Below are 19,112 nucleotides of genomic sequence, written 5' to 3'. Positions count from 1 at the left end.
AAACCGGACGAAACCGGTTGGACTAATTGATTGATTCCGAAGCCCGAAAGGACTTCGGACTAGGCCGCCTGCCCTACCCGGTCCTCGATGAGCAGCGGGATAAAGGGCTCGTCCGGCGCCTCGGGCAGCACCTGCGCCCAGGTCAGGATTTCCATGCGGCCGTCAAAATGCTCGACCACAGCCGTACAACTTTCCACCCAGTCGCCGGTGTTGATGTACTGGACATCGCCAAAATTTTCGATGACGGCATGATGGATGTGGCCGCAGATGACGCCATCGACATGTGAGCGGCGCGCCTCATCCGCAAGCATGGTCTGGAACGAGCCGATGAAGTTCACCGCCTTCTTGACGTTGTGCTTGGCCCAGGACGAAAACGACCAATAAGGCAGGCCGAGCAGTTGGCGCAGCCGCGTCACCACGCGGTTGACCAGCATGGCCGCGTCATAGGCGTGGTCACCGAGATAGGCGAGCCAGCGCGCATTGTGGACCACGGTGTCGAACTGGTCGCCATGGATGACGAGCAGCCGCTTGCCGTCGGCTGTCTCGTGGATGGCGCGATCGGCAACGACGATGCCACCGAAATGCACGCCCTGGAACTGGCGGGCGAACTCGTCATGGTTGCCGGCGATGTAGGTGATGGTGGCGCCCTTGCGCGCCTTGCGCAGCAGTTTCTGCACGACGTCGTTGTGGCTTTGCGGCCAATGCCAGCTCCGCCGCAGCCGCCAGCCATCAACGATGTCACCCACCAGATAGATGATATCGGCATCGTGATATCGAAGGAAATCGATCAGGAACTCGGCCTTGGCCGCCTTCGAGCCCAGATGGACGTCGGAAATGAACATGCTGCGGAAAGTGCGGGGCTCTTGGCCGGACATCGCGATTTCACCGTTGCTTTCGCGAGCCTATGCCCCGATTCATGCAACAACCGTATGACGGTTGCGATTGGTCCAGTCGAAGGACTAGCTTGCCGGCCAAATCACAGGAGAAATCGTCATGGATCTCGGTATCCGCGGAAAGAAGGCCATCGTCTGCGCTTCGAGCAAGGGACTTGGGCGCGGTTGCGCCATGGCGCTGGCGGAAGCCGGCTGCGACATTGTCGTCAACGGACGCAATGCGGAGCTGGTGGCGAAAACCGCCGCTGAGTTGCGCGAGCGCTATGGCGTCACGGTGACGGAAGTCGTCGGCGACGTCTCGAAGCCGGAGGTGCAGAAGGCGCTGCTCGTGGCTTGCCCCGAGCCGGACATCCTGGTCAACAACAATGGCGGACCGCCGCTTCGCGACTTCCGCACGCTCGATCGCGAAAAGATCCTCGAAGGCGTTACCCAGAACATGGTGACTCCGATCGAGCTCGTGCAGGCCGTGCTGGACGGCATGGCGGCGCGCGGCTTCGGTCGCATCGTCAACATCACCTCGCTGTCGGTCTATGTGCCCATTCCCGGCCTCGACCTGTCGTCCGGCGCGCGTGCCGGCCTGACCTCGTTCCTTGCCGGCGTGGCCAGAACGGTTGTCGACCGCAACGTCACCATCAACAGCCTTCTGCCGGGCAAGCTCGACACCGACCGGCTGCGCGGCCCGCATGAGGCCGGCACAGTCGAAAGCCCTGAGGCCGCAGCCGCGCGCAAGACCCGCATCAGCGCCGATGTTCCGGCCAAGCGGCTCGGCACGCCGGAGGAGTTCGGCCAGATCTGCGCCTTCCTGTGCTCGGTCCATGCCGGCTATCTGACCGGGCAGAACATACCGGTCGATGGTGGTCTTTACGTCAGCGCCTTTTGATCAACTTATCCGTGAAACGGTCGGAGCCGTCCGTCAGAAAATCGTCATAAGTATTTGATTATTCGAGATCTTCTACGCGCCGCCGGGTATTGCCGCCGGCGCGTCAATTAGCGTCGCGAAAAGCCACGGCTGCATGCTAAAAGGGAATCTCCAGGCAGATTTCGAGGGAGTGGCCGCATGGAAGGCGAGAGCAAAAAGACGGCACGTTCGGACCTCGACGAAGCCGCCCTCTACTTCCACAAGCACCCAAGGCCGGGAAAGCTCGAGATACAGGCGACCAAGCCGCTCGGCAATCAGCGCGACCTCGCGCTCGCCTATTCCCCCGGCGTCGCCGCCCCCTGCCTGGAAATCCGCGACGATCCGGCGACCGCCGCCGACTACACCGCACGCGCCAATCTGGTCGGTGTCGTCACAAACGGATCGGCCGTGCTCGGCCTCGGCAATATCGGCCCGCTGGCCTCCAAACCGGTCATGGAAGGCAAGGCCGTCCTGTTCAAGAAGTTCGCCGGCATCGATGTCTTCGACATAGAGATCGACGCGCCCGCTATCGAGCGCATGGTCGAGACGATCTCGGCGCTCGAGCCGACCTTCGGCGGCATCAATCTCGAGGACATCAAGGCGCCGGAATGCTTCGAGGTCGAGGAACAGCTGAAGGCCCGCATGGGCATACCGGTGTTCCACGACGACCAGCACGGCACCGCCATCATCGTCGCTGCCGCCGTGCTCAACGGGCTGGAGTTCGCCGGCAAGACCATATCGGACATCAAGATCGTCACCTCCGGCGCCGGGGCTGCCGCCCTTGCCTGCCTCAACCTGCTGGTCTCGCTCGGCGCCAAGGTCGAAAACATCTGGGTCACCGACCGTTTCGGCGTCGCCTACAAGGGCCGCACCGATGAGATGGATCGCTGGAAAGACCCCTATGTGAAGGACACCGAGGCGCGCACGCTGGCCGACGTCATTTCGGGCGCCGACGTCTTCCTCGGCCTGTCGGCGGCAGGCGTACTGAAGCCGGAACTGCTCCAGCACATGGCGCCGAAGCCGCTGATCCTGGCGCTGGCCAACCCCAATCCGGAGATCATGCCGGAAATAGCGCGTGCAGCGCGTCCGGATGCGATGATCTGCACCGGCCGGTCCGATTTTCCCAATCAGGTCAACAACGTACTGTGTTTTCCTTACATTTTTCGCGGTGCGCTCGACTGCGGCGCCAGCGCCATCAATGAGGAGATGAAGATGGCGGCGGTGCGGGCAATCGCAGCGCTCGCACGCGAGGAACCTTCGGACGTCGCGGCCCGCGCCTATTCCGGCGAGACGCCGATCTTCGGCCCTGAATTCCTGATCCCTTCGCCCTTCGATCCGCGCCTGATCCTGCGCATAGCGCCCGCGGTCGCCAAGGCAGCCTGCGACACCGGCGTCGCGACGCGGCCGATCACCGACTTTGCCGCCTATATCGACAAGCTGAACCGCTTCGTCTTCCGCTCCGGCCTGGTGATGAAGCCGGTGTTCTCGTCCGCCAAGGCATCGAGCGCCAAGCGCGTCATCTATGCCGACGGCGAGGATGAGCGCGTGCTGCGCGCTGCCCAGGTGGTGCTCGAGGAAGGCATCGCCGAGCCGATCCTGATCGGCCGCCCGCACGTCATCGAAGTGCGCCTGAAGCGCTACGGCCTGCGCATCAAGCCCGGCGTCGATTTCGGCCTCATCAACCCGGAAGACGATCCGCGCTACCGCCACTATGTCGACCTTTTGATCGAACACGCCGGCCGGCGTGGCGTGACGACGGAGGCCGCGCGCACCATGGTGCGCACCGACAACACGGTGATCGCAGCACTTGCGCTGAAACGCGGCGATGCCGACGCCATGGTCTGCGGCCTCGAAGGTCGGTTCGAGCGGCATCTGCGCAACGTCACCTTGATCATCGGCCCCCGCGCCGGCATCAAGGACCACGACCTGTCGACGCTTTCAATGCTGATCTCGCAGCGCGGCATCATCTTTCTGACCGACACCCACGTCTCCGTCGACCCGACGGCGGAAGAAATCGCCGAGATGACGGTGCTGGCGGCGGAAGAAATCCAGCGCTTCGGCATCGAGCCGAAGGCAGCACTCTTGTCGCATTCCGATTTCGGCTCGCGCGATTCGCCCAGCGCCCTGAAGATGCGGCAAGCAGCGGCGATCCTGGCGCGCATCGCGCCTGACCTTGAATGCGATGGCGAGATGCATGCGGACACTGCTCTGTCGGAGCACCTGCGCCAGCGCGTCTATCCCCATTCGAGGCTGAAGGGCGAAGCCAATTTGCTGGTGTTCCCCAACCTCGATTCGGCCAACATCACGCTGACGGCGCTCAGAACCATGACGGATGCGCTGCATGTCGGGCCGATCCTGCTCGGCACCGACATGCCGGCGCATATATTGACGCCGTCTGTCACCTCGCGCGGCGTCGTCAACATGACGGCGCTTGCCGTGGTCGAAGCCGCCCACAAGGCACAAGCAGTCGTCAATCTGGGCTGAACACGGATTTCGCGGTAAACTGCAGTTAACCGCGAACACGGTAGCCTTGCGGGGCTAACAGTCGGATTTGGAAGGCGGAGTTTGGGCGGATGGCAAGCGGAGGGCGGAAGCAGGCGCATGCTGTCGTGCTGCTTGGCCTGCTGTTGTCCGCAACCTGGGGAGTAGCCGAGCCACAGGCTGCTTCGCGGGTCTGCCGCCAGTTGGAAGCCGATCTTGCCGCGTCCTCGCGCGGCGGCGGTGGCGGTCCGGCGCTAGTCCGAAAATACGATTCCGCGATTGCCAGGCAGCATGAGCAGATTTCGAAGGCTCGCAGCCAGGCGAGCCAGGCCGGGTGCGGTTTTTCGCTGTTTGGCCGCAACCTCAATCAATGCGCCGGGCTCAACGCCACCATCGACCGCATGAATGCCAATCTCGACGCCTTGCAAAACAAGCGCGAGCGGCTGGCTGGCGGTGGCTCTCGCCGCGATCGCGGACGCATCCTGGCGGCGCTCGACGCCAATGGCTGCCGCGACGACACCGTTGCGCCTCGGCGTGCGCCTTTGCAGGAGGCGAACCGCGACGGCGGCAGCGCAAACCTGTTCGATCAGCTCTTCGGCGGCAACAGCAAGCAGCTCACTATGCTTGATGAACCCAACCAGCCCGACGATCCCAGCGAGGAGCGCAATGTCCGCCGTGTGCTCAACCAGCCCGGCGTACCGGATTTTCCGAGCGTCGGTGGCGAATTCCACACGTCCTGTGTGCGCACCTGCGACGGCTACTTTTTCCCTATGTCGAACTCGGCCTCGGCAGGCGATTTCGAACGCGACCAGAAGAATTGCGAATCGAGCTGCCCCGGCACCGAGATGCAGGTTTTCTATTCGCGCGGCATGGACGACGATTCGGCGTCGATGACGTCATCTGTCACCGGCCGGCCTTACAGCGAATTGCCGACCGCCTATCTCTACAAGCGGCCCGGCGTGTCGCGGCCGCCGGCTTGCGGCTGCAACGCCGCTGCGCAGGGTTTCCAGATCATTGCCGGCAATCCGCCGAATCCGGTGCAATCGCAGCCAGAGACAGACGCGTCATCATTCATTCCAGTCCCGGTTGCAAAACCTGATCCGGGCGCCGATCCCGAAACGCTGGCCAATCTGGAAGGTGGGCTCGACCGCGAGGCGATCAAGCGGCTTTCCGCCAGGCCGGTGACGTCGCCCGTGTCCGCGCTGCCGCCGGAACAGCGCAAGGTCAGGGTCGTCGGGCCAACGTTCCTTCCCGACCCATCAGCGGCAATAGATCTGCAAGCTCCGGCCCCGAAGGCAGTCCGGTAAGGGCTGTCCTGAGCGGCATGAACAACGCCTTGCCCTTGCGGCCGGTCGCTTCCCTGATCTTGCCCGTCCAGTCCTTCCAGATCGTCGCGGTCCAGGGTTCCTCCGGCAGCAGGTCGAATGCCTGTCGAAGAAAGTCGCGGTCGTCGTCGGAAAATTGCGGCTTCTCCTGCGGTCCTTCGCGCAGGATGCGCCACCAGTTGACCGCATCGGCCAGCCTGTCGAGATTGCCGCGCACCGCCAGCCAGAACGGTTCGGCCTGCTCGCCGGAGACGCCGAGCACGATCAGACGGTCTTCTGCCTCGGCGAACGGCATGTGGTGCAGCAGCGACCGGTTGAGCACGAACAGCTCGTCCGGATCGAACTTGGCCGCGGATTTCGATGTCGCCGCCGGATCGAAGCGTTCGGCGAGTTCGCCCATCGTCGGCATCGCCGCGACATTCTCCGAAGTGCCTACCAGGACGGCCAATGATGCGACGGCCATCGGCTCGATGCCGTCCTCGCGCAGGCTTTCGATGGAGAGCGCGCCGGTGCGCTTCGACAAGCCCTCGCCCGATGCGGTGGTCAGGAGATTGTGGTGGCCGAACACTGGCGGCGTGGCAGCCAGTGCCTGGAACAGGGCGATCTGCACGCCGGTGTTGGTGACATGGTCGTCGCCGCGGATGACATGGCTGACGCCCATCTCGATGTCGTCGACCACGGAAGGCAGCGTATAGAGATAGGTGCCGTCCTCGCGCACCAGGACCGGATCGGAAAGCGAGGCCAGATCGACGGTTTCCTCACCGCGCACCAAGTCGTTCCAGTGGATTTCAGTGCGTTCGGACTGTTGTGGATCGCCTGAGAAATTGGGCAGGAGAAAACGCCAGTGCGGCCGGCGGCCATCGGTCTGGTATTCGGCGATCTGTTCGTGCGTCAGGGTCAACGCCTCGCGGCCATAGACCGGCGGCAGACCGCGCGTGCGGCGCACCTTGCGCCTGAGATCCAGCTCCTCCGGCGTTTCGTAGCAGGCGTAGAGAACGCCTGCCGCCTTCAGCCTCTCGACGGCCGCGTCATAGACTTCGAAGCGCCGCGACTGGTACTCGGTGGCGTCGGGAAAAATGCCCAACCAATGCAGGTCGTAGAGGATGGCGTCGGAAAACTCCTGCTTCGAGCGCGCAATGTCGGTGTCGTCGAAGCGCTGGATGAAGCGACCCTTGTTGTTCACGGCGAACAGCCAGTTGAACAGAGCCGTGCGCGCATTGCCGATATGGATGCGGCCGGTCGGCGAAGGGGCGAAACGAACGGTAACTGTCATGAGCGGGGCGTACCGGATGCTTTTACGATTGACAAGACGCGCCCCCGCGCCGCCGGCAGACATAGAACATGGCGGCTGGAATGAAAAGACCGGGCGTTGGACGCCTCAGGAGGCACCCAGTCCGCAGGCGGCCTTTGTAACCGAGCGCTGCCAGCCGCTGGGGCCGACCACCGGTTGAAGGCGATCAGCGGCCGAAATCATCGGAACTGAGGCGGGTCCAGCGGTCGCCCACCAATCCACCGATAAAGATGTCGCCGGAGCGGACCGCTTCCGTGACCTCGGCGATCCGCGAGCGGACCATCGTTCCCCCGGCATAGCGGAAGAAGACATTCTTGTAGCCAAAGAGTTGGGATATGAATCTGGTCTGCGTCTGCCCGGTGATGCCCACGCAGCCCATCTCCCATGCGGCGGCGACAAGCGCATCCAGCGTCGCGCCCCAATGCGATCCGAATGCCTGGATTTGCAACAGGTTCGCCATGTCGCCGGCTTGACCATAGAAGGCATAACAACCGAGCATTTTGCCCGTTTCGTCGTAGATCCCACCGAAATGAAGGGGGCCGTCGGCCCGCTTCTCGGCCGCCAGCGCAAGCAGCCGTGGCAACTCCCCATCCTTCCAACTCGGCCGAAGAGCGTAACCAGACAGGAGGGTCGGCAGTTCCTCGGCAAATTGCACGGCATTGATCGGCTCACGGTGGGTGCGATGCGACGATGAATGCTGGACGGGGGGCTCGAACCTTCTTTTCGCAAGAGCATCGAATGCTCGCGCAAAGGGGTCGAGTACAAGGTGAGGCAGGCCGGGCCATTTACGGTGCAGTGCGGCGGCGGCCATTCCCGCCGGCCGGAAAACATATGTCCATCCCAGACAATGCACCGGCAGGAGTTGATACTTCATCGGGCGCGCGAAAGCCAAGGATGTCCGGTTGGCCGAATCGGTCAGCTGCAGATCGAATTCGCCTTGATGCAATGCCCGCAGCAATTGCGGTCCGGCCGAGCCGTCATCGGTGCCGGGGTCGGCCATGAGCGGCCCGATGATCGCCGCATTCAATGGCGCACCATTGAGCTCGTAGCGGGCTTTCAAAACGCCGAGGAACCCACCCAGGCGGCCCTGCCGGTTGATCTGGACAAGAGCGTTGCTTTCACCGGACTGGCCGGCAGGGTCGAGATAAATCTCTCTCATATACGCGGCCGTTTCGGCGATAGCGCGATCGAGGAGGTGACGGCGCCGCCGGCGAAACTTCGTCAGGAAGAGTGCGGCGACGCGCTCGAGATCTTCGGCAGCAAGCGGCCGAACCGAGCCATGCTGAGATTCCAGCACTGACGGCGCAGCCAACTTTTCCTCGGCATTCGCAGAAAGATGCATCGTGAAGAACGTCCGTGGGTTGCCTCCATCGGATATATATCAACCAATGGTAGAAACAACGTATCTCGGTCAATATGATGAACAGAGGTCCCTAGACTTACTATCCGGACAGGACTTCACAGGCAAATCAAGTCGGCCAGCATCACGGCGCTGATCGACGGGTCGACTGCCTCCCTGCGATCGCATCTCCTGCTCCAGCCCGCTGGGCTGACCGTGCCTGACAGAGGCGGCCTCCGGCCGAAGCTGGAGGCCGCCTCAGGTCAGCTGACAAGTCCCTTGGTCAGTTCGAGCGCCTGGCGTTCGAACAGGCGACGGTAGATGCCGCCTTTCAGCCGGATCAGTTCGTCATGCGAGCCTTCCTCGACGATGTTGCCGCGATCGAAGACCAGTAGCCTGTCGAGCGCCCGCACTGTCGAAAGCCGGTGCGCGATGACCAGCGTGGTGCGGCCGACCATCAGCCGCTCCATCGCCTGCTGGATCAGCACCTCCGATTCCGAATCGAGGCTCGATGTCGCCTCGTCGAGGATCAGGATGCGCGCATCGGCAAGGAAGGCGCGCGCGATCGCCACGCGCTGACGCTCGCCACCCGACAGTTTCACGCCGCGTTCGCCGACCAGTGTACCGTAGCCCTTTGGCAGGTTGGTGATGAAGTCATGCGCACTCGCCAGCTTCGCGGCATGCTCGATCTCCTCCTGCGACGCACTCGGCCTGGCATAGGCGATGTTTTCGGCCAGCGACCGGTGGAACAGGATCGGTTCCTGCTGAACGATGGCGATCTGCCCGCGCAGCGAGGCTTGCGCCACCTGCGAGATGTCCTGACCGTCGACCAGGATTTTCCCCGCGTTCACGTCATAGAGCCGCTGGATAAGCTTGACGAAGGTCGTCTTGCCCGACCCCGAATGGCCGACCAGCCCGACGCGCTCACCCGGCGCGATATCGACCAAAAAGTCGCGGTAAAGCGCGGATCGGTGATGGCCATAGTGAAAGGTGACGTTGTCGAAGCTGATCCGTCCTTCGGTGATCCGGATCGGCTTGGCACCTGGCCGGTCCTCGATGCCGAGCGGTTCGGACTGGAAATCGACCAGCTCTTCCATATCGTTGATGGAGCGCTGCAGGTTGCGGATATGCGTGCCGATGTCCCTGAGATAGCCCTGCAGCACAAAGAGCGAGGTCAGCACGAACGCAACGTCGCCGGCGCTCGCCTGCCCCCAGGACCACAGCATCAGCGCCAGGCCGATCACCGCAGCGCGCATGACCAGCAGCAGCACTCCTTGCGTGGTGCCGTTGATGGTGCCGCGCACCCAGGTGCGCCGTGTACGCGCACGCCATTTGGCGACGACCTTGGCCAGACGGCGTTCTTCGCGCTCCTCGGCGCCAAAGCCCTTGACCACGGCGTTGCAGCTGACCGCGTCGGCCAGCGAGCCGCCGAGGCGGGTATCCCAGGTGTTGGCGAGCCTTGCCGCCGGCGCGACATAGCCAAGTGACAGCAGCGCCGTCACCGTGATGAACAGCACCGAACCGGCAGCAACGACCGCACCCATCAACGGCCAGAACCAGCCGAGCAGCAACGTCGACCCGACCAGCATGACGACCGACGGCAGCAGTGCGATGAGGATGGTGTCGTTGAGCAGGTCGAGCGCCCACATGCCGCGCGTCACCTTGCGGACGGTCGAGCCGGCAAAGCTGTTGGCATGCCAGTCGGTGGAAAAGCGCTGAACGCGATGGAAAGCATCGGCGGCGATGTCGGCCATCATCTTCAAGGTCAGCTCGACGATGCCCATGAACGCCAGGTTGCGCAACACGACGCCGGCCAGCGCCAGCGCCATCAACATCGAGAACGCCGTCAGCGCGGCATTCCAGGCAATCGCGTCGGCGCCGGCGCTGCTGGCGACGGCGTCGACCAGCCGGCCGGAATAGAGCGGCGTCAGCACATCGGCCAGCGTCGACAGCAGGAAGCTGGCCATGATGAGCGAAAGCCGCCACGGCTGGCGCCGCCAATGGGTAAGCGTGAAGCCAAGAACGCCGCGAAAGGCGCTCGCGCGCAAATCGATCTTGAAACGAGCCATGATGTCATTCGGGCACAAACGAGCCCGATCCCAGTAGGTCGAAAATTGAAGAAGCCGCGCAAGGGGCCAATGAGTGCCCGGAATGCGGAGTGGCATATTTGGCGTCTCGCCCATAATCGGGCGGCGACCGGCATCGGCAAAAGCCTGTGCTCGATTCGGCATCGGCACGAAGGGCAAACCTTCGCGGAGCGCCGGATGAGACCTAGGCTTCGCGGCCTCGCATTACCATGTGAAATACTGCCATTCGGACCTCCCGCAAGACAATTGCGGAGCGGTTCTTATAGAGACGCTCCGATGCACCGCCAAGACGGGCTGACGCCAAAAGCGTATCTGGTCCAACCACTGCGATTATTTTGCAACAATGGCGGGCAAGCCGCGCCTCATTCAGGAACGCGATCCAAGCGCATGTAGCGGCCATCGGTCGATGGCTTGAACCCGAACTTTTCATACATGCCATGGGCATCGCTGGTCGACAGGCTCCAATGGAAAACGGTCCTGACCTCCGGATGATCGATCAGGGCCTGGACGAGCCGGCTTCCTATGCCCTGCCCGCGATTCTCCGGCCAGATGATGAGATCGGCGAGATAGGCGAATACGGTGCGGTCGGTGATCGCCCGGCCGAAGCCGACTTGCCTGCCATCGACATAGGCGCCGACGCAAAGCGAATTTGCAAAGGCGCGGCGATGGACTTCGTCAGTGCGTCCGGCGCCCCAATAGCTTGCCATCAACAGGTCCGATGTCGCACGGAAATCGATCCGTGACATGTCGAAGCTGATCTCACAATCGGGCATGGTTGTCTCCGGCCGCGCCGCGTGCGCTTTCGGTACCTAGCTGCGATCCCTGAAACGATTGGTGATGGGGTAGCGGCGGTCGCGGCCAAAATTCTTTTTCGTGATCTTCACGCCTGGCGCCGCCTGCCGTCGCTTGTATTCTGCGATGTAGAGCAGGTGCTCGATGCGCGTCACCGTCGCCCGGTCATGGCCGCGCGCGACGATGTCGTCGACACCCATCTCATTCTCGACCAGGCATTCGAGGATATCGTCCAGCACCGGATAGGGCGGCAGCGAATCCTGATCGGTCTGGTTCTCGCGCAATTCCGCCGACGGTGCCTTGTCGATGATGTTTTTCGGGATCACCTCGCCCGAGGGGCCCAGCGCACCCGGCGGCACGTGGCTGTTGCGCCAGCGCGACAGCGCGTAGACCTGCATCTTGTAGAGGTCCTTGATCGGATTGAAGCCGCCATTCATGTCGCCATAGAGCGTGGCATAACCGACCGACATCTCGCTCTTGTTGCCGGTGGTGACGACCATCGAGCCGAATTTGTTGGAGATCGCCATCAGGATGGTGCCGCGTGCGCGGCTCTGCAAATTCTCCTCTGTGATACCTTCCTTGGTGCCTTCGAACATCTGCGTCAGTGCGTGCAGAAAGCCCTCGACCGGCTCGAAGATCGGCACGATGTCGTAGCGGCAGCCTAGCGCCCGGGCGCAATCCTCGGCATCTTTGAGCGAATCCTTCGAGGTATAGCGGTAGGGCATCATCACCGCGCGCAACCGTTCCTCGCCGAGCGCATCGACGGCCAGCGCCGCGCAGATCGCCGAATCGATGCCGCCGGACAGACCAAGCACGACGTTCTTGAAGCCGTTCTTGTTGACGTAGTCGCGCAGGCCCAGCATGCAGGCGCGATAGTCGGCCTCCTCCCGGTCCGGGATTTTCGACATCGGCCCTTCCGAGCAGACCCAGTGATCGCCCTGTCTCTTCCAGGTGGTGACGTCGACCGCTTCCTCGAACTGGCTCATCTGGAAGGCAAGTGTCTTGTCGGCGCCAATGGCAAACGAAGCGCCGTCGAAGATCAGCTCGTCCTGGCCGCCGAGCTGGTTGGCATAGATCATCGGCAGCCCACATTCGATGACCTGGCGGATGACGACCTGGTGGCGGACATCGATCTTGGCGCGATAATAGGGTGAGCCGTTCGGCACCAGCAGGATTTCCGCCCCGCTTTCGGCCAGCGTCTCGCAGATATCGACATCGCCCCAGATGTCCTCGCAGATCGGAATTCCGATGCGCACGCCGCGGAAATTGACCGGCCCCTGGATCTCGGGTCCGGCCTGGAAGACGCGCTTCTCGTCGAACTCGCCGTAGTTCGGCAGATCGAGCTTGTAGCGTTCGGCGATGATCTTGCCGCCGTCGGCGAAGATGATCGAATTGTGCGTGCCGCTCTTGCGCTTCAACGGCGTGCCGATGATGACGCCGGGACCGCCATCCGCGGTGTCGGCGGCAAAGTCCTGTGCCGCCTTTTCGCAGGCTTTCAAAAAGGCCGGCTTCAGCACCAGATCCTCCGGCGGGTAGCCGGCGAGGAAAAGCTCGGTATAGAGCACGAGATCGGCGCCCTGACGTGCGGCATCCGCCCTCGCCTCGCGGGCTTTGGCGAGATTGCCTGATATGTCGCCGACAGTCGGATTGAGCTGGGCGACGGCGATGCGCAGGATGTCGAGCTTCTTGGTCATGCCTGCTGACTTAGCGCGGCAAAATTGCTCGGGCAATGGCGTTCGTTTGGACCAATTCGGAGCAAATGACGAATGTCATTCGTGTCCGGACCGATCGATTCGATCGTGTTGACCGATCGACGAATGCCGATCGTGGCAAGCGACCACGTTTCAGTCGTCGCCCATATATTCGCGCAGCGCTTGCGGCGAATGGTTCTCGCCGATCGACATCGCCAGGATGCGTGAAATATGGCGGCGCGGCAGATGCGTCTCCGCTGCCCATTGATTGATTTGCCTCTGGATCTTGTCCAAATCCTTCTTCGAAGTCGGGCTTTCGGCGATGTCGAGGCCGGCGTCGCGCAACGCCGCGGCCATATCGCCCGAGATGACGAACGCATCCCAACCCAGCCAGCGCAGGAAATACTGGCCCGTGTTGCCGCCCAGCCGGCTGCCATGCTTGCCGAGCCAGGCCATCAGCCCGACCTGGTCATCATCGGGCCATTCCGCAAGGAATTTGCCGAAACCGCCATATTCCTTCGACACACGCTCGACAAAGGCAGCATTGTCGCGAACGGATTTGATCTTCTGCGGGTTGCGTATGATGCGCTGGTCGGCCGTCAGATCGTGCCAGAAATCATCGGGCTGGAACAACAGCCGCTTCGGCTCGAAGCGCAGAAACGCCTCCTCGAAGCCAGGCCATTTCTGCTCGATGACGCGCCAGACGAAACCGGCGGCGAAGACGCGCTCAGCCATAATGGAGAGAATGCGGTCATCGGGGATGTCAGCCACGGCGGCATTGTCGGGCGCCGGACCAAGCAGCGACGTCAGTTCCTCTTCGCCGCCCTTACGTTTTGCGGCGCGAGCGCGAATTTTCTTGAAATCGGCCATTGGTCCCTCGGCAACTGGAATCAATCTAACACTTCCCGTGTGAGCCGGCAGCCTCTACCTCTTACGGCAAGCCTAAGACCCTGGAGATGGCCATGAACAAGACGATCGACGATCTGGCGAACCGCTGGCTCAAGCGGCGGCCGGACGGCCTCAGCCAGCTCGAAAGCCGGGTGCTGCAATCGACGCTCGAACGCACCACCATCTCGCGCGACACCAACAAGGCCGTTGCCTTCCACCAGACCTTCGGCGACCGGCTTGCCGATACGATCGCCCGCATCGGCGGGTCATGGTCCTTCATCCTGACCTTCATCGCCTTTCTGGTCCTATGGACGGCGGGCAATGTCTGGCTCCTGTCGCGTGACGCCTTCGATCCCTACCCGTTCATCTTCCTCAATCTCGTTTTGTCGATGGTAGCCGCCTTGCAGGCGCCGGTGATCATGATGGCGCAGAACCGCCAGACCGAACGCGACCGCATCGACGCCGCCCACGATTACGAGGTCAACCTGAAAGCCGAGATCGAGATCATGGCGCTGCATGAAAAGCTGGATGAACTGCGCCACGGCCAGATTCTCGGCATGCGCGACGAGATCGTGCAACTGACCGAGATGATCAAGCGGATCGACGAAAGGCTGTCTTCGCAGCAGTCGGCTTCATGACCGACGCGATCCACCATTTCATCGAACAATACGGGCTGCTCGCGGTCTTTGTCGGTTGCATCGCGGAGGGCGAAAGTGCTGCCATTCTCGGCGGCTTCTTCGCCCACCAGCAGGTCTTCGTGCTGTGGCACGCCGTCCTTGCGGCCGGCCTCGGCGCCTTTGTCGGCGACACTTTTTTCTTCATCCTCGGACGAAGCTTTGCCGACCATCCCTATGTCGTCAGATTGCGCAAGCGGCCCGGCTTTCGCCGCGCCTTTCGCCTGCTCAACACCCATCCCGACATTTTCGTGCTGTCGAACCGCTATATCTACGGCATGCGTCTCGTCGGCGGCATTGCAGCCGGGCTCTCCAATATCACAGCGCCGCGCTTCGTCATCCTCAACGCGCTTTCATCGGCGGTCTGGGCGGTGCTGTTCGGTACGATCGGTTATGTCTTTGGACTTGGCGCAGAGCACTTCATCGGCCAGGCGCTGATGCATCACGAACGGTTGCTGATCGGTCTTGGCATCGGCCTGACCGTGGCCGTTCTGGCATGGCTCGTCGCCCGTCACATCGCCAGGAGGGAACGCGCCAGGGAAGGCTGATCGTCAATCCACCCCGAGCGCCCGATCCCCCCGATCGAGGATGAGCGGGACGATCAGGTCTTCCTCGTCGGCAAGATGTCTTGTCAGCATGGCGATCAGCCGGCTGTTTTCGTCGGCATAGGCGTCGGCTGCAAAGCGCTGTCTGTCTTCGCTCTCCTGCAGCGTCTTGATGAAGGCATTGGCCGCCTCGGCATTGCGCTCCAGCCCTTCATGGATGGTGTGGTGGTCGGCATCGAGAATCTCGAAGCCGCGCTTCAAACGGGGCTCGGCCTTGGCGAATACCGGGAAATATTGATAATCCTCGACATTGTGGTGACCGTCGAGATGCCCAAGAAAATGATTGAGGCGCGGCGCGAACCAGCGCGCGAAATCAGGCGCCGTCAGCCGTCCCTCACGGAAGTCGTCAATGCCGTTGGCCAGCATGCCGCCGAGTTCGCGGAACATGTCGTGCCGCTGCAGCCACATATTGGCGATGCCGTGGACGTTGGCATGGTCCTGCCAGTTTTCACGCGGGTATTTTTCGACGAGCCAGCGCAGATCGTCTGGCAGGCCCACGCGTTCGAGAAGCAGAAAATTGACGGCCCCGGCCATGACAGTCTCCTTTGGTGACTGGCATATAGGCATCGAAAGGCTAGATCGGTAGCCCAGTGATCCGCTCGATAATGGCGATGCCCCAGACACCGGCGACGATGAGCACCGAAATCAGCACCGCCAGCGAACCGCAATCCTTGGCCAACTGGATGTCGACATTGAACTCGCGGCTGAAAGCGTCGCATGCCGCCTCGATGCCGGTGTTAAGCACCTCGACCATGATCAAGAGCAGCACCGCGCCGATCAGCAAGGCATAACCGCGCCACGAGATCGAAACGAACCAGCCGAGCGGCAGTGCCAGCGCCAGCAGCATCAGCTCCTGCTGGAAAGCCTTCTCGCTGGCAGCCAGCTTGCGAAACGCCCGCACCGAATTGAAATAAGCGTCGATCAGCCGCTGCATGCCAAACCCCTTTGCGAATCACCGGCACGGGATAATGCAATGGCTGGCCAGATCAATGGAATAAGGTGACTTGTCCAAGATTCATTCAGCAACCGGTATGGACGATGTCGACTTTTCAAACTGCGGCAGCCCGTCGTCGATCGAATAATAGTCGCCCTTGTCACCGACGAAGATATGGCATTCCCCCTCAAGACCTGTCGGCTTGTCGAACGATCCCGCCATGACTGAAACGTAGTCCTGGTCTCGCGGCTTCCAGAACAGCACCGACCCGCATGCCTTGCAGAACCCACGCCTGGCGAAGGTAGAGGCTTCGTACCAGGTGATACTTTCCACGCCATCGATCACGATGTCGACATTGGCAACATTGGTCGCGGCATAGAAATGTCCGCTCTGCTTGCGGCATTGCGAGCAATGACAATAGACGAGGCCACGCAACGCTCCGTTCGTTCTGAAGCGGACGGCTCCACACAGACACGATCCTTGGTGACCACCACTCACGTCGATCCTCCTTGAAAGAAAAGTGCCTGGCATCGCCTTCAGGATTCCAGCTTTGCGGCGCACGCACGCAAGCAAATGCGACATGTACTGGCGTGGAGAATCCGAAAATTCGGTTTCATTTTGAAGCGTGCGATGCGCGAATCGCGAATTCAGGCCGCTGCACCGGCGTTGTTTCCAACTGTTGGACGCGCGAACCAGAGCTTTTACAGCCCGCAGACAGAGAAAACCCGCGGAACCTTCGCCAGTTAAGAGAACTTTAGCGACAGCGCATTTATGGTCACCCTGCAAGTGAAGGCCGTGGGTGGGGACGCATCCCTTCGCAAGTTGTTCCGAAGCGTCGGTCGCATTCCCCAGGATTCGGCGACAAAAGGGGATCCGCGAATTCCGCGGATCATCCGGGGGAAGAACCATAATGCAGCCGGCAGCTGTCCCGACCGAACGCACCGACATCGCAGCCACTGTTGTCGCGACAATGCGCCAGTTGGGCGTGCTCGGCCTGCCGCGCAATTACGAGATCTTCTATGAGGCCCTGAGCGGCACCAATCGCGAACTCAGCCTGGCCGTCGTTTCGCTGAGCAGCCGGCCGACACAGGATGAACTGGATCAGATCGGGCGCACTTTCTTTGCCCACAACCATGGTCCTGGCATCGTCGAGCATGCCCGAGACGTCATTGCCAGGGAGCTCGAGGAGGTTGCTTCACTGCTGCGGAGCGAGCGCAGCCATATCGAGAAATACGGCAGGATCCTCGATGAGACATCGAGCGGCCTCAACGGCCGCAGCCTTCTCTCCCAGGATCTTTTGCACAAGATCGCCAACGCCATGGCGGTTGCCACCAATTCGACGATCGATCACGGCCGGCAGGTGGCCTCGACGCTCAGCGACAAGACGGCCGAACTCGAGACCGTCAAATCGAAGCTCGAGGAATACAAACGGTTGGCCGACACCGATCCCTTGACCCACATCTGGAATCGCCGCGCCTTCGACAAGGAAATCACCAGGATCTACAACAGCAACAGGGGTATCCTGTTCAACGCCCTGGTCCTTGCCGACATCGACCGCTTCAAGGACATCAATGACCGCTTCGGCCACCCGGTCGGCGACAAGATCATCCAGAGCATCGCCGATATCTTCCAGACCAGCATTCGCGGCGACATGTTCGTTGCTCGCACCGGCGGCGAGGAGTTCGCGCTGATCGTCGAGGGCGCCAGCGAGGACGCCACCTATGACGTTGCAGAGCGTATTCGTGCCCTGATCGAGCAGACGCCGTTCACCAGCAGCCAGACGGGCACGAATTACGGCACCGTCACCGTCTCGATGGGTATCTGCATGGCGTCCGAAGCCGAAGGACCCGAAGATCTCTACACCAAGGCCGACCGGGCGCTCTATCGCTCGAAGGTCAGCGGCCGCAACCGCGTCACCAGACACTCGACGATGGCTGGCCGAGCCGGCAAGAGCTGGCTGCTCTACAAGAAGGACTGAGTCTCCCGTTTGCAGATTGTTTTGCGTCCGTCCCTTTCCATATGAATTTTTGTGGCCTATATTTTCCACAGAAACAGGAAGGCGTCGCAATGCAATCTCAAACCGCCGCCAAGACAGCCGAGAATGCAGTCCTGACCAAGGCCACGCTGCGCGCGGCCGATCTGCTGGACATCACCGCCAGAATGCTGGCCTCGGTGATCGGAGTTTCGGAGGCCACGGTTTCGCGCATGCGCAGGGACGAATTCCTGCTCGAGCGCGGCACCAAGCCATTCGAGCTTGCCGTGTTGTTCGTCAGGCTGTTCCGCTCGCTCGACGCCATTGTCGGCGGCGACGCGGTCGTCGCCCGGGCATGGCTGAAGAACGCCAACACGGCGTTCGACGCTGCTCCGCTTGAAAAGATCCTCACCATCACCGGGCTCGTCGATGTCATTGCCTATCTGGACTCCCGACGCGCTCTCGTCTGAGACCGTCGGCATCGACAGCAAGTACTGGCGCATGGTCGAAGCGCAGCACCATGTCTCGACGCTGAAAATCGTCGACACGCTCGACGAACAGGCGATGCTGGAAGACCTGATCGAGGAAACCAAGCCGCAGATCCCAATTGAATGCCGCCATCTCCACTATCTCCTGGCGACGCCCTTCCGCTACGGCTCGGTCTATCCGCACGGTTCGCGCTTCCGCCGTGCCGGCAGGACCAAGGGCGTCTACTATGCGGCCGAGACCATGATGACCGCGGTGGCCGAAATGGCCTTCTACCGGCTGCTGTTCTTTGCCGAGTCGCCCAAAACACCCTGGCCAAGCGACGCCGCCGAATACACGGCCTTTGCGGCCGCGATCAAATGCGCCAAGGTGATCGATCTCACCCGGCCGCCGCTCGATCGTGACGCAACGGCATGGACGCATCCGACCGACTATGCCGCTTGCCAAGCCATTGCCGATACTGCCCGCGAGGCCGGGCTGGAGGCGATCCGCTACCGCTCGGCGCGCGATCCCAAGGGCGCCAACATTGCGCTGCTGACCTGCCGCGGCTTTGCCAAGGCAAAGCCGCTGGAGCCGCGGACCTGGCGCATCCGGCTTGGTGCGTTCGGCGTGCAGGCGATCTGCGAGTTTCCGGAAAAGCGCATCGAGTTTTCAAGGACGGCGTTTGCTGACCCCAGACTCGCCGGCCTGCGCTGGGAACGCGGGCACTGAACCAACCAAAAGAAAAGCGCCGGATTTCTCCAGCGCTTTTTCCGT

The 19,112-nt window shown here is 61.9% G+C and carries 18 protein-coding genes; 8 read left to right on the top strand and 10 right to left on the bottom strand.

What is annotated here, in order from left to right; all coding sequences use genetic code 11:
- Positions 1 to 59: 59 nt before the first annotated feature.
- Positions 60 to 875: a UDP-2,3-diacylglucosamine diphosphatase gene (locus A4R29_RS12890; protein WP_027161490.1), complete on the bottom strand. Its 816-nt coding sequence runs from the start codon at positions 873 to 875 to the stop codon at positions 60 to 62.
- 118 nt (positions 876 to 993) lie between these two features.
- On the opposite strand from A4R29_RS12890, the gene A4R29_RS12885 reads away from it, so the two are divergent.
- From A4R29_RS12885 to A4R29_RS12875, 3 genes are all read left to right on the top strand, one after another.
- Positions 994 to 1,773, top strand: coding sequence for an SDR family oxidoreductase (locus tag A4R29_RS12885; protein ID WP_027161489.1), 780 nt, complete (start codon positions 994 to 996; stop codon positions 1,771 to 1,773).
- A 177-nt stretch (positions 1,774 to 1,950) separates the two neighbouring features.
- Positions 1,951 to 4,275: an NADP-dependent malic enzyme gene (locus tag A4R29_RS12880; protein ID WP_063172057.1), complete on the top strand. Its 2,325-nt coding sequence runs from the start codon at positions 1,951 to 1,953 to the stop codon at positions 4,273 to 4,275.
- Positions 4,276 to 4,364: 89 nt separating this feature from the next.
- On the top strand, positions 4,365 to 5,579 hold the full coding sequence (locus A4R29_RS12875; RefSeq protein ID WP_063172056.1) for a DUF2865 domain-containing protein: 1,215 nt from the start codon (positions 4,365 to 4,367) through the stop codon (positions 5,577 to 5,579).
- Here A4R29_RS12875 and gltX read toward each other — a convergent pair.
- From gltX to A4R29_RS12845, 6 genes are all read right to left on the bottom strand, one after another.
- Complete coding sequence (gene gltX / locus A4R29_RS12870; protein WP_063172055.1) at positions 5,497 to 6,870, bottom strand: glutamate--tRNA ligase; 1,374 nt, start codon at positions 6,868 to 6,870, stop codon at positions 5,497 to 5,499. The two genes, A4R29_RS12875 and gltX, sit on opposite strands and share 83 nt — an antisense overlap.
- A gap of 184 nt (positions 6,871 to 7,054) precedes the next feature.
- Complete coding sequence (locus A4R29_RS12865) at positions 7,055 to 8,230, bottom strand: hypothetical protein (protein WP_024503554.1); 1,176 nt, start codon at positions 8,228 to 8,230, stop codon at positions 7,055 to 7,057.
- A gap of 260 nt (positions 8,231 to 8,490) precedes the next feature.
- Positions 8,491 to 10,296, bottom strand: a complete 1,806-nt coding sequence (locus A4R29_RS12860) for an ABC transporter ATP-binding protein (protein ID WP_063172054.1) — start codon at positions 10,294 to 10,296, stop codon at positions 8,491 to 8,493.
- A gap of 380 nt (positions 10,297 to 10,676) precedes the next feature.
- Positions 10,677 to 11,087, bottom strand: a complete 411-nt coding sequence (locus A4R29_RS12855; RefSeq protein WP_063172053.1) for a GNAT family N-acetyltransferase — start codon at positions 11,085 to 11,087, stop codon at positions 10,677 to 10,679.
- Positions 11,088 to 11,123: 36 nt separating this feature from the next.
- Complete coding sequence (locus A4R29_RS12850) at positions 11,124 to 12,800, bottom strand: NAD+ synthase (protein WP_013531895.1); 1,677 nt, start codon at positions 12,798 to 12,800, stop codon at positions 11,124 to 11,126.
- A gap of 150 nt (positions 12,801 to 12,950) precedes the next feature.
- The gene (locus tag A4R29_RS12845; protein WP_063172052.1) at positions 12,951 to 13,667 is read right to left on the bottom strand and encodes a DNA-3-methyladenine glycosylase I; all 717 of its coding nucleotides are present in this window, start codon (positions 13,665 to 13,667) and stop codon (positions 12,951 to 12,953) included.
- 92 nt (positions 13,668 to 13,759) lie between these two features.
- Here A4R29_RS12845 and A4R29_RS12840 point away from each other — a divergent pair, with 92 nt between their 5' ends.
- Together A4R29_RS12840 and A4R29_RS12835 are read left to right on the top strand one after the other, a co-directional pair.
- Positions 13,760 to 14,323: a DUF1003 domain-containing protein gene (locus A4R29_RS12840; RefSeq protein WP_024503559.1), complete on the top strand. Its 564-nt coding sequence runs from the start codon at positions 13,760 to 13,762 to the stop codon at positions 14,321 to 14,323.
- Positions 14,320 to 14,907 (top strand): DedA family protein, encoded by a 588-nt coding sequence (locus A4R29_RS12835; protein WP_013531898.1) that lies wholly within the window; start codon positions 14,320 to 14,322, stop codon positions 14,905 to 14,907. Before A4R29_RS12840 ends, A4R29_RS12835 begins: the two co-directional genes overlap by 4 nt.
- A 3-nt stretch (positions 14,908 to 14,910) precedes the next feature.
- Here the strand turns inward: A4R29_RS12835 and A4R29_RS12830 are convergent, their stop codons facing one another.
- The 3 genes from A4R29_RS12830 to A4R29_RS12820 form a co-directional block, all read right to left on the bottom strand.
- On the bottom strand, positions 14,911 to 15,498 hold the full coding sequence (locus tag A4R29_RS12830) for a hemerythrin domain-containing protein (protein ID WP_027161483.1): 588 nt from the start codon (positions 15,496 to 15,498) through the stop codon (positions 14,911 to 14,913).
- A gap of 40 nt (positions 15,499 to 15,538) precedes the next feature.
- Positions 15,539 to 15,898, bottom strand: a complete 360-nt coding sequence (locus A4R29_RS12825; protein WP_024503562.1) for a diacylglycerol kinase — start codon at positions 15,896 to 15,898, stop codon at positions 15,539 to 15,541.
- Positions 15,899 to 15,979: 81 nt separating this feature from the next.
- Positions 15,980 to 16,396 carry a GFA family protein gene (locus A4R29_RS12820; RefSeq protein WP_063173668.1) on the bottom strand — a complete coding sequence of 139 codons (417 nt, stop codon included), beginning with the start codon at positions 16,394 to 16,396 and terminating at the stop codon, positions 15,980 to 15,982.
- 412 nt (positions 16,397 to 16,808) lie between these two features.
- Between A4R29_RS12820 and A4R29_RS12815 the strand changes: the two genes are divergently transcribed.
- The 3 genes from A4R29_RS12815 (at position 16,809) to A4R29_RS12805 (ending at position 19,067) form a co-directional block, all read left to right on the top strand.
- Positions 16,809 to 17,876, top strand: a complete 1,068-nt coding sequence (locus A4R29_RS12815) for a GGDEF domain-containing protein (RefSeq protein ID WP_027161481.1) — start codon at positions 16,809 to 16,811, stop codon at positions 17,874 to 17,876.
- An 89-nt stretch (positions 17,877 to 17,965) separates the two neighbouring features.
- Positions 17,966 to 18,340 (top strand): MbcA/ParS/Xre antitoxin family protein, encoded by a 375-nt coding sequence (locus tag A4R29_RS12810; protein WP_027161480.1) that lies wholly within the window; start codon positions 17,966 to 17,968, stop codon positions 18,338 to 18,340.
- Complete coding sequence (locus A4R29_RS12805; protein ID WP_013531904.1) at positions 18,300 to 19,067, top strand: RES family NAD+ phosphorylase; 768 nt, start codon at positions 18,300 to 18,302, stop codon at positions 19,065 to 19,067. Before A4R29_RS12810 ends, A4R29_RS12805 begins: the two co-directional genes overlap by 41 nt.
- The last annotated feature ends 45 nt before the right edge of the window (positions 19,068 to 19,112 follow it).

The sequence above is a fragment of the Mesorhizobium ciceri biovar biserrulae genome (assembly GCF_001618845.1).
Taxonomy (GTDB): Bacteria; Pseudomonadota; Alphaproteobacteria; order Rhizobiales; family Rhizobiaceae; genus Mesorhizobium; species Mesorhizobium ciceri.
The sequence above is the reverse complement of the archived record's forward strand: the minus strand, read 5'-3'. Positions and strand labels throughout refer to the sequence as shown.

Excerpts from the sequence above, each read along its gene's own strand:
- A4R29_RS12890 (WP_027161490.1), bottom strand. The coding sequence starts at position 875 with ATGTCCGGCCAAGAGCCCCGCACTTTCCGCAGCATGTTCATTTCCGAC.
- A4R29_RS12885 (WP_027161489.1), top strand. The coding sequence starts at position 994 with ATGGATCTCGGTATCCGCGGAAAGAAGGCCATCGTCTGCGCTTCGAGC.
- A4R29_RS12880 (WP_063172057.1), top strand. The coding sequence starts at position 1,951 with ATGGAAGGCGAGAGCAAAAAGACGGCACGTTCGGACCTCGACGAAGCC.
- A4R29_RS12875 (WP_063172056.1), top strand. The coding sequence starts at position 4,365 with ATGGCAAGCGGAGGGCGGAAGCAGGCGCATGCTGTCGTGCTGCTTGGC.
- gltX (WP_063172055.1), bottom strand. The coding sequence starts at position 6,870 with ATGACAGTTACCGTTCGTTTCGCCCCTTCGCCGACCGGCCGCATCCAT.
- A4R29_RS12865 (WP_024503554.1), bottom strand. The coding sequence starts at position 8,230 with ATGCATCTTTCTGCGAATGCCGAGGAAAAGTTGGCTGCGCCGTCAGTG.
- A4R29_RS12860 (WP_063172054.1), bottom strand. The coding sequence starts at position 10,296 with ATGGCTCGTTTCAAGATCGATTTGCGCGCGAGCGCCTTTCGCGGCGTT.
- A4R29_RS12855 (WP_063172053.1), bottom strand. The coding sequence starts at position 11,087 with ATGCCCGATTGTGAGATCAGCTTCGACATGTCACGGATCGATTTCCGT.
- A4R29_RS12850 (WP_013531895.1), bottom strand. The coding sequence starts at position 12,800 with ATGACCAAGAAGCTCGACATCCTGCGCATCGCCGTCGCCCAGCTCAAT.
- A4R29_RS12845 (WP_063172052.1), bottom strand. The coding sequence starts at position 13,667 with ATGGCCGATTTCAAGAAAATTCGCGCTCGCGCCGCAAAACGTAAGGGC.
- A4R29_RS12840 (WP_024503559.1), top strand. The coding sequence starts at position 13,760 with ATGAACAAGACGATCGACGATCTGGCGAACCGCTGGCTCAAGCGGCGG.
- A4R29_RS12835 (WP_013531898.1), top strand. The coding sequence starts at position 14,320 with ATGACCGACGCGATCCACCATTTCATCGAACAATACGGGCTGCTCGCG.
- A4R29_RS12830 (WP_027161483.1), bottom strand. The coding sequence starts at position 15,498 with ATGGCCGGGGCCGTCAATTTTCTGCTTCTCGAACGCGTGGGCCTGCCA.
- A4R29_RS12825 (WP_024503562.1), bottom strand. The coding sequence starts at position 15,898 with ATGCAGCGGCTGATCGACGCTTATTTCAATTCGGTGCGGGCGTTTCGC.
- A4R29_RS12815 (WP_027161481.1), top strand. The coding sequence starts at position 16,809 with ATGCAGCCGGCAGCTGTCCCGACCGAACGCACCGACATCGCAGCCACT.
- A4R29_RS12810 (WP_027161480.1), top strand. The coding sequence starts at position 17,966 with ATGCAATCTCAAACCGCCGCCAAGACAGCCGAGAATGCAGTCCTGACC.
- A4R29_RS12805 (WP_013531904.1), top strand. The coding sequence starts at position 18,300 with ATGTCATTGCCTATCTGGACTCCCGACGCGCTCTCGTCTGAGACCGTC.